The sequence below is a fragment of the Pseudarthrobacter sp. 902506025 genome (genome assembly GCF_040702325.1).
Classification (GTDB): domain Bacteria; phylum Actinomycetota; class Actinomycetes; order Actinomycetales; family Micrococcaceae; genus Arthrobacter.
The window spans coordinates 840,083-852,285 of record NZ_JBFBKW010000001.1; the positions used below are offsets into that span (position 1 = coordinate 840,083).

The window sequence follows — 12,203 nt, forward strand, 5'->3', positions numbered from 1 at the left end:
AACCCCCAAAGGATGGTTTCCCATGGCACCTGCCAAGCCAATCGCCGTCGGCATCTCAGACACTGCGGCGTCCAATGCCGCCCTGTTGTGGGCAGCAGCCCGGGCCAACCGGCTCAAGTGTCCCCTCGCCGTCGTGAACGTTGTGGACGACCGGTGGATGGCGGCGGAAGTGCTTCCCTACCTCGAAGTCCTGCGTGAATCAGGCCTGGGCCTCCTGAAGGAGGCCGGCGAAAAAGCCGTCGCCGCCGAACCCGGCCTGCAGATTTCGCTCCAGCTCCTCGAAGGAGGAGTGGGGGCGGCACTGGGTGACTATTCCAAGAACGCCTCCATGCTTGTCCTGGGCACCAGCGGGCACAACCGCGGTGCGCTGACGGACCGCGCGCTGCAGGCGGCTGCCACGGCTGAGTGCCCCGTTGCTGTCATCGGTGAGGGCCAGGCGGAGGGCCGCGGCATCCTGGTTGGCGTGGATGGGTCGCGGGAGTCAACGCAGGCAGTGGCGTTCGCGGCCGCCGAAGCTGATGCGCTCGGTGAGGAACTGACGGTGCTCTACGCTTTCACCGGCCCCAACCGGTGGATCGCGGCCGGGCTCCCGCAGAGCAGCTTTGCCACCCATGTGGTCGAGGAAGAGCAGATCGTGCTCTCCGAAACCGAGGCGGGACTCCGGCAGGACTATCCGGACCTGGTGGTGCACACCGTGATGGAAACCGTGCTGGAGCCGGCGGACGCCCTGCTCCGGGCTGCCGCAGGCGCCCGGCTGCTGGTCCTGGGCAGCCGCGGAAAGGGCGGCTTCGAAAGACTCGTGCTGGGTTCCACGGCGCACGCGGTGCTGACCCAGCCGCCGTGCCCCACCGTGATCACCCGCATGCACAAGCACAACGGCTGACCGGGCCTGCTGCCTGCCGCACCATGCCACCAGCCGGGGAAAACGGGACGCCGGTCCCGGGAATGGACCTGCGCCATGCCCGGGACGGGCTCTCCACGGCCGAAGTACGCGAACGGACCGCTTCCGGCCGCATCAACAGCGTGCCCACGGCAACCAGCAGGAGCGTCCGTGAAATCGTCCAGGCCAACGTGTTCACCCTCTTCAACGGCGTGGTGGGCGGGTGCTTCATCCTGCTCCTGTTCCTTGGCCAGTGGCGTGATGCGCTCTTCGGCCTGTCAGCCATCAGCAATTCGCTGATCGGCATCGTCCAGGAGTACCGGGCCAAGCGGTCGCTGGACCAGCTGGCCATTCTGCAGGCTGCCCGGAGCACGGTGGTCAGGAACGGGACCAGGGAAAGCATTTCCTCGGAAGATCTTGTGCCGGACGACCTCGTTGTCCTCAACGCCGGAGACCAGGTCACGGCGGACCTGTTGCTTCTGGGCGACAGCCCGCTTGAGGTGGACGAGTCCCTGCTGACCGGCGAGTCGGAGCCCGTCCCCAAAACCGGCGGCGCGGTGCTGCTGTCCGGGTCGCTGATCCTGGCAGGCAACGGCCGGGCCACGGTGCTGCGGGTAGGGCCGGACACGTTCGCCTACCGGCTGGCCGCCGAAGCACGACGGTTTTCCCTGGTCACGTCTGAGATCCGCAGGGGCCTGGAAAAAGTCTTTACCGTCATCACCTGGTTGCTCCTGCCCACGGCCCTGCTCCTCACCAATGCGCAGATGCAGGACCAGGGCGGATGGGCTGGCGCTCTCGGGTCGGGGCGGTGGATACCGGCCGCCGTGGGGGCGATCGCAGGCATCATGGCCATGATTCCCCTGGGCCTGCTCCTGATGACCAGCGTGGCGTTTGCCGTGGGCGGCCTGCGCCTGGCCCGCCAAAAAGTCCTCATCCAGGAACTTGCCGCGGTGGAGGTCCTGGCCAGGGTGGACGTCCTCTGCCTCGATAAGACAGGCACGTTGTCCTCCGGTTCAATCGTGTTCGACGCCATCCACGATGCCGGGACGGCCCGGGCGGCCGGCTGGCGGGCCGCACTGGAATGGTTCGGCGCCAATGCGGACGCCAGCAGCACCGCCGCTGCCATCGGCGCATCCTTTCCCGTCCAGCGACCGCTGCAGGAGCAGGATTCCGTTCCGTTTTCGTCAGCCCGGAAGTGGAGTTCGGCAACGTTCGGGCCGGAGTCAGCCGCGTCCGGCACCTGGATCCTGGGAGCACCGGATGCGGTCCTCGGTTCTGCCGGAAGCGCCCGGGCCCATGGCAAGGCCGCCGCCCTCGCCTCCACCGGCCTCCGGACTTTGGCCCTGGCCCACCTCCCGGCGCCTTTGCCGTCCGGCGCCGCGGACAGTGGCCTGCCCACGGACCTGGTGCCCGTCATGATCCTGACCTTCCGCGAGAGCATCCGCCGTGATGCCGCCGCGACGCTCGACTATTTCCGGCGCCAGGGGGTTTCCGTCAAGATCATCTCCGGTGATGATCCCCGGACAGTGGCGGCCCTGGCAGGTGCGGTGGGTTTTGGCTCCGGTGCTGCCTATGACGCCCGCACACTGCCCCGGGACCGGCTCCAGCTGGAGGAGGCGGTGGAAGCCTGCGACCTCTTTGGAAGCGTGACGCCGTCCCAGAAGCGGGACCTGATTCAGGCCCTGAAACGGCGGGGGCACACGGTGGCAATGACTGGGGACGGGGTGAACGACGTCCTGGCCCTCAAGGAGGCGGACCTGGGCATCGCCATGGACTCGGCCTCGCCGGCGACCAAAGCCGTGGCCCGGCTTGTGCTCCTGGACGGGCGGTTCGAAAGGCTGCCGGCGGTGGTGGATGAGGGGCGCCGGGCCATCAGCAACATTGAGCGTGTCTCCCTGGTCTTCCTGAGCAAGACCGTCTACGCCACGGTCATCTCCATAGTGACCGGCATCCTGTTGCTGGCCTTTCCGTTCCTTCCCCGGCAACTGTCCGCGCTGGACGGACTGACCATTGGCCTGCCTTCGTTCTTCCTGGCCCTGCAGCCCGGCGGCCAGCGTTACGCACCGGGATTCCTCCGGCGCTCGCTTGCCTTCGCCGTACCGGCAGGAATCTGCGGAGCCCTGTGCGTCCTCGCGGTCAGCGGCTATGCCCAGATCTGGAGCGGCCACAGCCAGGAAGCCGCGCAATCGGCGGCCACCGTGACCCTGGGCCTGGCGGCGGCGTGGATCCTGGTGATGGCATCCCGTCCCCTCAACCTGACCAAGGTCCTGATCCTCGCCGGGATGTACGCGGGCCTGGTCCTGCTGTTCACCGTGCCGTTGACGCAGGAGTTCTTCCGCGTGGACTGGCCGCCAGCCGGGCTGCTGGTGCCCGCGGTTGCAGTGGCCGCGGCAGGGTGCGCGGCCATCGAAATCATCGGCCGTCTGACCCGCCGCCGGCCCGCCGCCGCCGATGGGCCGGGGCTGGGACCTTTGACTCTGGAACCGGCATCCCGGGAAGCGGATGGTGGAAATGCCGGGCACCGCGATGGTCCGGTATCCAGATGAGCAGGAGGCAACAATGACTGACCTGATGAAATGGTTCGAAAGCCGCCGTTCCCCGATGGATGTCATCGAAAGGCTTTTCGAAGGCGACGTGGGTTCCTCGGCCATCCGGGTTGAGGAGATGGTGGACGGCAACACACTCGTGGTGCGCGCCGAACTGCCCGGCATCGATCCGGAAAAGGACGTCGACGTGACGGTTTCCGACGGCGTGCTGTCCATCAAGGCGGAGCGGCAGGAGAAGAAGGAGCAAAAGGACAAGGACAGCTACCGGTCCGAGTTCCGGTACGGGTCCTTCGTCCGGCGGATTCCCCTTCCCGGCGGCGTCCAGCAGGGTGACGTCACCGCCTCCTACAAGGACGGCGTCCTTGAAGTCCGGGCGCCCATGCCGGACCAGGGACAGGCAGCCGCGGCGTCGAAGATCCCCATCAGCAGGGGTTGAGGACAGCCAGGGTACGACGCCGGTGCCTGGCTCCCTGAGGGGACCATCCCTTGAGGTGCCAGGCACCTCAGCCAGGCACTTTCAGCCGGGCCCTTTCACGGCGACGGCCGGCCAGCCGCCCGGACCCTGTCAGCGGCGGCCTCCGCCGCTGCAATGACGGGCAACGTTTTTACGTAGGTATCAGGGTTAAGGGACACCGAATCGATCCCCTGGCTGACCAGGAACTCCGCCAGGTCCGGATGGTTGCTTGGCCCCTGCCCGCAGATGCCGATTTTGATGCCGGCGGCGTGGGCCTTGCTGATCGCCTGGCCCATCATGGACAACACCGCCGGATCCCGCTCATCGAACAGTCCGGCAAGTTCCTCCGAGTCGCGGTCCACGCCAAGCACCAGCTGGGTGAGGTCGTTGGACCCGATGGAGAAGCCGTCAAAGCGCTTGGCGAATTCCTCCGCCAGGACCACGTTGGCAGGAATCTCGCACATCATGTACAGCTGCAGCCCGTCCACGCCGCGCACCAGACCGTGCTCTTCCATGGCCTGGATGACCTGGTCCGCTTCCCGCACCGTGCGGCAGAAGGGCACCATGACAATGACGTTGCTGAACCCGGCCTGTTCCCGTACCCGTTTGATGGCCCTGCACTCCAGGGCGAACCCCTCCCGGTAGTGGCTGCTGTAGTAGCGGGACGCCCCGCGGAACCCCAGCATGGGGTTTTCCTCCGGGCGCTCAAACGCGCTGCCGCCGATCAGGTGGCTGTACTCGTTGCTCTTGAAGTCGCTGAGCCGCACAATCACCGGCTTGGGATGGAACGGTGCGGCGATTTTGGCGATGCCGGTGGCCAGGACGTCAATGAAGTACTCCTGGGGGTCCTGGTAGCCGCTGGTGAGCTTCCGGATCAATGCCGCCTCTTCCGGGTCCGCCACCCTTTCCGGATGGACCAGGGCCATCGGGTGGACCCGGATCAGGTTGTTGATGATGAACTCCATCCGGGCCAGGCCCACGCCGGCCGCGGGCAGACGCCACCATTTGAACGCGGCAGCCGGGCTGGCGATGTTGATCATCACGGCCGTGCGGGTGGCGGGAAGTGCCTGCATGTCCACTTCCTCCACCGAAAATTCGAGCAGCCCCTCGTAGACGTGGCCCTCCTCCCCTTCCGCGCAGGACAAGGTGACCTGGGCGCCGTCGGGAAGTACTTCGGTCGCGTTGCGCGTCCCCACGACGGCGGGCACCCCCAGTTCGCGGCTGACGATCGCGGCGTGGCTGGTTGGGCCGCCGTGGTCGGTGATGATCCCCGCGGCCCGCTTCATCACGGGCACCCAGTCCGGGTCAGTCATGCGGGTAACCAGGACTGAGCCGTCCACGAAGGATTCGATGTCCGTCGCATCCCTGACTACGCACGCCTGGCCGCTGGCAATGGAGTCACCGATCGCGGCACCGGTCACCAGCACCCGGCCGGGCCGGTCCAGGTGGTAGGTCCGGAAGGTGGAGGTGCTGCGGCGGGCCTGGACCGTTTCCGGCCTTGCCTGGACCATGAAGAGTTCGCCGGTGATCCCGTCCTTAGCCCATTCCATGTCCATCGGACGCCCGTAGTGGTCCTCCACCGCCACCGCCCAGCGGGCCAGCAGGACAATCTCCCGGTCGTCCAGCACCAGCGAGCGCTGTTCCCGCCCGGTGGTCTCGACCGTCCGGGTCCGCGCATCCCCTCCCTGGCTGTAAACCATCTTGCGTTCCTTTGCACCCAGTTCCCGCTCGATGACCGGGCTGAAGCGCTGATCCGCCAGGAGCGGCTTGAACACCTGGTACTTGTCCGGGTTGATGGTCCCCTGGACCACGGTCTCCCCCAGCCCCCAGGCGGCGCTGATGACCACCACGCCGGGAAGACCAGATTCCGTGTCGATCGAGAACATCACCCCGGACGCCCCGAGATCCGATCGGACCATCCGCTGGACCCCCACGGACAGGGCAACGTCCAGGTGGTCATAGCCCTTCATTTCGCGGTAGCTGATGGCCCGGTCCGTGAACAGGGAGGCGTAGCAGCGCCGGCATGCCTCGAGGACGCCGCGTTCCCCTGCCACGTTCAGGAACGTTTCCTGCTGGCCGGCGAAGCTGGCGTCCGGCAGATCCTCGGCGGTGGCGCTGCTGCGGACCGCAACAGCGGCCTCAGCCTGCCCCGCGCGTTGGCACAGGGCCCGGTAATGTTCCTGGATGCCGCCGGCGATGTCCTCCGGGAAGGTGGCCTGCAGGAACAGTTCGCGGATTGCCGCCCCGGCCTGGCGAAGTGTCGACCGCCCGGCCCGCTGGTCCTCGATGTGTTTCCGGATCCGGGGTTCCAGGTTGTTGGCGGCGAGGAACGCGCGGTAGGCGGAGGCCGTGGTGGCGAACCCCTCAGGAACCCTGACACCGGCGGACTTCAGTGCCCGGCTGAGTTCCCCGAGGGAAGCGTTCTTGCCTCCCACCGAGGGGATGTCCGCGATCCCGGTGTCTTCTATCCACATCACGTTGACGTTGGCCAGGGACGTTTCTGCGGAGGCGCTCATGGCTTGATTCTTGCCCGGGGCAGCAGGGGCAGTCAGAGGCTTTGGTCCCGGCGGCCGGCCACGCCTAGATGCGGCGCAGCCGCCCCCGGACTGATTTATGGATCCAGTCCGCAAGCAGGACCGCCGGGGCTGCGAGGAGTGCAAGGAGGAGGCCTTCCGGGGGTGGCGGGGACTGGCCCAGCAATGCGGCGAGGGAAGGCACGTACAGGCACACCGCAAGGATGGACGCTTCAGCCAGCACAGCCCACACCAGCAGCTTGTTCGTGCCCCAGCCCAGCTTCCAGGGGGGCACCGTAGCGCTCCGGCACGCGAAGGCGTTGGCGAGCTGTCCCAGGACGACGGCGGTGAAGGCGGCACCGGACGCGGCCATCAGCAGGGGCGCCGCAGGTACCTGCCCCCGGGTCCAGCCGCCACCGGCCAGGACAGCTGAGAACACTGCCATTTCCACGGCGGCTTCCACCGGGCCCAGGATGCAGAAGACCCGGATGATCAAGCGCCGGTCCATCAGGTGCCTGCGTTCAGGCGGACGGGCCAGCACGCGTCTGCCCGGCGGCTCAGCGCCCAGGGCCAGCGCAGGCAGGAGGTCGGTGCCGATGTCCAGGGCAAGGATTTGAAGGACGCCCAGGGCAAGCGGGAAGTGGCCGCCGGAGAGCGCCCAGATGACGAAGGGGGTCAGTTCGGCCACGTTGTCGGTGAGGTGGTAGGTGAGGAACCTGTGGATGTTGGCGTAGGTTGCCCGGCCTTGTTCGATGGCGGCCACAATGGTGCCGAAGTGGTCATCGAGGAGGACCAGGTCCGCGGCTTCGCGGGCCACGTCGGTTCCGCTCAGGCCCATGGCCACCCCGATGTCGGCTTCGCGCAGTGCCGGGCCGTCGTTGACGCCGTCGCCGGTCATGGCCACCACGTGCCCCCGGGACTGCAGGGCCTTGGCGACGCGAAGCTTTTGCTCGGGCGAGCCCCTGCTGACCACCACTCCGTCACGGTCCAGGAGTGCTCCGAGCACCTGGTCGTCGTCCGGGAGGTCTGCGCCTTCCAGAACGTATTCGGGTGTCCCGGTCAGGCCGATCTGCCGGGCAATTGCCGCCGCGGTGGCAGGATGGTCGCCGGTGATCATGGCTACCCGCAGCCCTGCCTGCCGCGCGGTGCGGATCACGTCCCCAACGTCCGGCCGCGGCGGGTCCTGCAGCCCGATCAGGCCCAGGAGTTCCAGGCCCGTTTCGAGCTCCGCTGCTGACGCGGAGTGCCATGTTTCAGGGGTTCCCCCAAGCCGCCGCCGGGCCACCGCGATGACCCGCAGGCCGCGTCTCGCCATCACCTCCACCTGTTCCTTGACCGGTCCGGGCACGGATCCGCACACCGGAAGGACGGTTTCGGGGGCGCCTTTGCAGTACAGGTCGGGACCCACGATTGCCGATTCCCTGCGCCGCACCGGGTCGAATGGCAGCCTCCGCGACGGTACAGGAGCGGACACCCTACCGGTCAGCCTGCGGGCAAGGACGTCCATGGCCGCTTCCATCGGGTCACCCTGGGCACGCCATTGCCCGTCGTGCAGTTCAGCGCGGCCCTGTGAGGCGGTCCGGGCGGCGAGCGCAGCCTGGGCTGCCTTCTCCACGCCCCGGCCCTCGATTTGCGCCTCCGGGGCATACCCCTCGCCTGTCACCTGGATGGCCCCTTCCGGTGTGAAGACCTCGACGGCGTTCATCCGGTTCTGCGTGAGGGTCCCCGTCTTGTCGGTGCAGATGAAGGTGGTCGAGCCCAGGGTTTCCACGGCCTCCAGGTTGCGCACCAGTCCCTTGCGCGATGCCATGCGTTGGGCGCCCATGGCCAGGGACAGTGTGACGGTGGGGAGGAGTCCTTCCGGCACCAGAGCTACGGCAACGCCAATGGAGAACAGGAATGAATCGCGCCACTGGAAACCCACCAACAGGGATGCCAGGAAGAAGACAGCGGCGATGCCCAATGCCATGCCGGCGGTCACCCGGACAATCCGCCGCAGTTCCATGGACAGCGGTGTGGGCGGTGCAACCGCTCCGCTGGTGAGGGCGGCGATTGCTGCCAGCCTGGTGCCGGCACCAGTCGCGGAAACGGTCGCCTCCCCGTAGCCATTAACCAGGAAGGTGCCGCCCCACGCCTGACCGCCTGGGGCTTTCGGTACCGGATCGCTTTCTCCGGTCAGCATCGATTCGTCCACCGCGCAGGCCGAGGCGGTCAGGAGGACCATGTCTGCCGGCACACGGTCGCCGGCAGCCAGCAGCACCACATCCCCCACCACCAGTTCACTGGCGTGGACCTTGCGCACCTTCCCGTCCCGCCGGACCACCACGTCGGCGGGCAGCAGTCCCCGCAGCTTTGCGGCAGCGTGCTGGGCGCGTTCCTGCTGGATGTGGGCGAACACCCCATTGACTATGACGACGACGATAATCGCCACCGCCAGTTGGGGCATGTCCGCGATGAAGGCCAGCCCGGCGGCGCACCAGAGCATGAGTGCGAAGAAATGCGTCATCTCCCCCCAGAGCTTCCGCCACTGGGATACCGGTTTTTCCGTCGGAAGCTGGTTGGGGCCGGCCTGCCTCAGGAGTTCCGCCGCCCGTTCAGAGCTCAGGCCCTCCGCGGCCCTCACACAGCGTCCGCCTCCTGCCCTACCAGCAGCACCGGGCAGTTGGAGTGGGCAGCGCAGGCCTTGCTGACGGAGCCCATGGACGATTTCAGCAGTCCGCCCTCGCCGTGCCTGCCAACCACCAGCATCTGCGCACGCCGGCTCTCCTCCACCAGCACCTTTGCCGGCGGCCCGAACTTGATGGTGACGTCGATGTTTTCCGGCCGTTCCGCGGTAAAGGCCCGGCCCAGGGCGTCCTCGACCAGGCGCCCTGCAGCATCCTCAAGCCTGGCGGTGAACTGCCGGTCCGCCCCTTCAAGACGCGACATCACCAGGTAGTCCGGCATCCCAACGCATGAGATGACTTCCAGCCTCGTGCCGAGCCGGGCTGCCAGCATGCCCGCGTAGCGAAGGGCGGCAGAGGAGTATTCAGAACCGTCGACACCCACAATGACAGGCTTGGCCCCTGTTTCTGCATTCATGGACACCACGATCCCGGCTGGGAATTACGGTGGGAAGGGCCAAAGGTCATGCCGGGCGGCACCGCTGGGGGCATGCTGCCACGCTGATCGGCGTTGTCTTCTAAGTTTGGCCCTGTCTTTTAGGTTTGGCCTTATCTCTTGGGCTCGGCACCGTGCAGTGCCCGCAGGCCGTTCAGGATGGTTGCCAAATCCACCAGCTCCTGCAGGAGGGCGCCGGCGACGGCTGGAATGTATCCCGTCATGGCGATGGCCATCAGTACCAGGCTGAGTCCGATTCCTGTCCAGATGCTTACCAGGGCCACTGCCACTGTCCGCTTTCCAATGGCGACGGCCTGCGCAACTTTCGAGACGTCGTCGAGCATGACCACCACGTCAGCGGACTCACTTGCGGCGGTGGCCCCCTTGGCGCCCATGGCGATCCCCACGTCCGCCGCAGCCAGGACGGGGGCATCGTTGACGCCGTCGCCCACCATCAGGACGGGCCGTTCCTGGATGCCGGCCACCGTGTTGACCTTGTCCTCCGGAAGACATTCGGCCTGGACCCGGCCGATGCCCGCTTCCTCGGCGATGTGCGCAGCCGTGGCGTGGGCATCACCGGTCAGGAGCATGGTGTTCCGGACACCCAGGCTGTACAGGCGGGCCAGGGTGTCCACGGCGTTGCGGCGCAACGGGTCCTTCATGATCAGTGCGCCGGCGTACTGGCCGTCCACCGCCACGTGGACAGCCAGCTGGCCGCTGCGCACGGCTGCCTCCCGGAATCCGGTTGATGAACTCCGCACCAGCCCTGCTTTCCCCACCACCACCCGCTGCCCGTCGCAAACGGCGTCCACGCCGTGGGTGGCGCTCTCCGTCGCCTGTTGCACCGTCAGCAGTCCAAGGCCGGCGGCCTTGGCGGCTTCAATCACGGAGCCTGCCAGCACGTGCGAGGAGTACTGCTCAGCGGAGGCGGCCAGCTGCAGGATCCTTCGGCTCCCCAGGGCTTCGCCGTAGCCCGGGGCCAGCTGGATGTCGTCCAGGACGGGGTGCCCTGACGTGAGCGTTCCGGTCTTGTCGAAGACTGCCGTTTGTGCCTTCGCAAGTTGCTCGAGGGTCCGCGTGTTCTTGATGATGATGCCTTTGTGGGCGGCCTGGCTGGTGCCGGCAAGAAAGGCCACAGGGGCGGCAATGAGGAGCGGGCAGGGCGTTGCCACCACCAGGACCTGGGCGAAGCGGAGCGGCTCGCCGGACAGGAACCAGGCTGTCCCGGCCATCGCCAGCGCCAGGAGGGTGAAGGGAACGGCATAGCGGTCGGCCAGGCGGACCACCGGCGCGCGGCTGTTGGACGCTTCCTCGACCAAGGCGATGATCCGGCTGTATTGGGAGTCGGCCGCGCTGGCCGATGCACGCATGCGGATGGCGGCCACTCCGTTTACCGCGCCGCTGAGCAGTGCCTGCCCCCTGGTGCGTTCCACGGGCAGGCTTTCGCCGGTGAGCGATGATTCGTCGAGGCTGGCTGAATCGGACAGGAGTTCACCGTCAACGGGCACCAGCTCCGAAGGCCGGACCACAAGGACGTCTCCCGGGGCCACATCACCGATCGGGGTCTCCTCGAGTACGGCACCCGACCCCTCGCGGTGGGCAAAACGCGGGGCCCGGTCCAGCAGGGACCGCAGTTCACGCGCGGCCCGTCCCTGGGCAAAGTTTTCCAGCGCTTCGCCGCCCGTGAGCATCAGGATGACCACCAGCGCGGCGAGATACTCGCCCACCACTACCGTGCTGGCGATCGCCATCAGGGCCAGGAGGTCGATCCCCCAACGTCCTTCCCGCAACGACCGGACCATGCCGGCCGCCCGTACCACCACAATGACGGCCGCGTAGGCCGACGCGAGCACGCGGACCTGGAGTTCCAGGTTGAACGGCAGCAGCACCAGGGTGGCCGCGAGCACCAGGCAGGTGAGGGCGACGACGGGATACCGCCGGACGAAGCCCCTGGCCTTTTCGACGGGCGAGCGGGCAGGTCCCTCGTCGTCAAAGCTGCCGGCGCTCCCACCGGTTGCCGCAGGCGGGGCGGCCTGCTTCCTCATCCGCGACAATTCGGCAGGGGATGGAAACGGTCATCGCACATAGAGCCGAACCTACCCTGATCCTGTCAACCCGGGTAGGGCATTTGGCCCCGCCCACCCCTGCGGCATGACTTTTGGCACTCCCCCGGCGCTGGGTCCCGGGAGAGAGTTGAAGGCGCCCTGATCCGTACGCACAACCGGAGCCCACCATGAATGCCGTGCCTTGGACGGTGGAACGCTTTTTCGACGGCGCCCCGGTGGCCCTGGCGCTTTACCGGGCAGCGGAGCAGATGGCAGCGGAACTGGGTCCCCATGAGGTCCGGGTCAGCAAGAGCCAGGTCTCTTTCCGCCGGCGCCGCGGGTACGCCTACCTCTGGCGGCCGGGGGTCTACGTAAAATCCGCGGTTCCACTGGTGCTGTCCCTTGCCTTGCCCCGCGCCTTGGACTCACCGCGCTTCAAGCAGGTCGTCCACCCGGCACCCGGAACCTGGATGCATCATCTGGAGCTCACAGACGGCAGGGAGCTCGATGCCGAGGTCCGCGGCTGGATGCTTGAAGCGTACGAGGCAGCCGGATGATCAGGGGTGGCCCCCTAGGTGTACTGAGTCAGGACGTTGGTTACATCGTGAATAGGTGAAGACCTCTTAGGTTGGTGGTTACCACACACAGCCAACGACTAAGAGGTCT

8 protein-coding genes are annotated in these 12,203 nt (G+C 67.2%); 4 read left to right on the forward strand and 4 right to left on the reverse strand.

Going from position 1 to position 12,203, the window contains the following annotated elements:
• Positions 1 to 22: 22 nt before the first annotated feature.
• The 3 genes from AB0280_RS03795 (at position 23) to AB0280_RS03805 (ending at position 3,862) form a co-directional block, all read left to right on the forward strand.
• A complete protein-coding gene (locus AB0280_RS03795) occupies positions 23 to 883 on the forward strand; it encodes a universal stress protein (RefSeq protein ID WP_275180213.1) in 861 nt (286 codons plus the stop codon).
• A 62-nt stretch (positions 884 to 945) separates the two neighbouring features.
• Positions 946 to 3,426 (forward strand): HAD-IC family P-type ATPase, encoded by a 2,481-nt coding sequence (locus AB0280_RS03800; protein ID WP_425328578.1) that lies wholly within the window; start codon positions 946 to 948, stop codon positions 3,424 to 3,426.
• Between the two features lie 13 nt (positions 3,427 to 3,439).
• Positions 3,440 to 3,862, forward strand: coding sequence for an Hsp20/alpha crystallin family protein (locus tag AB0280_RS03805; protein ID WP_275180215.1), 423 nt, complete (start codon positions 3,440 to 3,442; stop codon positions 3,860 to 3,862).
• Positions 3,863 to 3,957: 95 nt separating this feature from the next.
• Here AB0280_RS03805 and ppsA read toward each other — a convergent pair whose 3' ends face one another.
• The 4 genes from ppsA to AB0280_RS03825 all read right to left on the reverse strand — a co-directional run bounded on the left by ppsA (position 3,958) and on the right by AB0280_RS03825 (position 11,537).
• On the reverse strand, positions 3,958 to 6,396 hold the full coding sequence (gene ppsA / locus AB0280_RS03810; RefSeq protein ID WP_366366229.1) for a phosphoenolpyruvate synthase: 2,439 nt from the start codon (positions 6,394 to 6,396) through the stop codon (positions 3,958 to 3,960).
• A 64-nt stretch (positions 6,397 to 6,460) separates the two neighbouring features.
• Positions 6,461 to 9,016, reverse strand: coding sequence for a cation-translocating P-type ATPase (locus AB0280_RS03815; RefSeq protein ID WP_366366230.1), 2,556 nt, complete (start codon positions 9,014 to 9,016; stop codon positions 6,461 to 6,463).
• Positions 9,013 to 9,474, reverse strand: coding sequence for a universal stress protein (locus AB0280_RS03820; protein ID WP_159631847.1), 462 nt, complete (start codon positions 9,472 to 9,474; stop codon positions 9,013 to 9,015). Before AB0280_RS03820 ends, AB0280_RS03815 begins: the two co-directional genes overlap by 4 nt.
• A gap of 131 nt (positions 9,475 to 9,605) precedes the next feature.
• A complete protein-coding gene (locus tag AB0280_RS03825; RefSeq protein WP_224026206.1) occupies positions 9,606 to 11,537 on the reverse strand; it encodes a heavy metal translocating P-type ATPase in 1,932 nt (643 codons plus the stop codon).
• 188 nt (positions 11,538 to 11,725) lie between these two features.
• Here AB0280_RS03825 and AB0280_RS03830 point away from each other — a divergent pair, with 188 nt between their 5' ends.
• Positions 11,726 to 12,094 (forward strand): DUF5655 domain-containing protein, encoded by a 369-nt coding sequence (locus AB0280_RS03830; RefSeq protein WP_224026207.1) that lies wholly within the window; start codon positions 11,726 to 11,728, stop codon positions 12,092 to 12,094.
• Positions 12,095 to 12,203 lie beyond the last annotated feature (109 nt).

What these genes read in the sequence shown, in the direction of transcription:
- AB0280_RS03805 (WP_275180215.1), top strand. Translation starts at nt 3,440, where the DNA reads ATGACTGACCTGATGAAATGGTTCGAAAGCCGCCGTTCCCCGATGGAT.
- AB0280_RS03820 (WP_159631847.1), bottom strand. Translation starts at nt 9,474, where the DNA reads ATGAATGCAGAAACAGGGGCCAAGCCTGTCATTGTGGGTGTCGACGGT.
- AB0280_RS03830 (WP_224026207.1), top strand. Translation starts at nt 11,726, where the DNA reads ATGAATGCCGTGCCTTGGACGGTGGAACGCTTTTTCGACGGCGCCCCG.
- AB0280_RS03795 (WP_275180213.1), top strand. Translation starts at nt 23, where the DNA reads ATGGCACCTGCCAAGCCAATCGCCGTCGGCATCTCAGACACTGCGGCG.
- AB0280_RS03800 (WP_425328578.1), top strand. Translation starts at nt 946, where the DNA reads ATGGACCTGCGCCATGCCCGGGACGGGCTCTCCACGGCCGAAGTACGC.
- AB0280_RS03825 (WP_224026206.1), bottom strand. Translation starts at nt 11,537, where the DNA reads ATGAGGAAGCAGGCCGCCCCGCCTGCGGCAACCGGTGGGAGCGCCGGC.
- ppsA (WP_366366229.1), bottom strand. Translation starts at nt 6,396, where the DNA reads ATGAGCGCCTCCGCAGAAACGTCCCTGGCCAACGTCAACGTGATGTGG.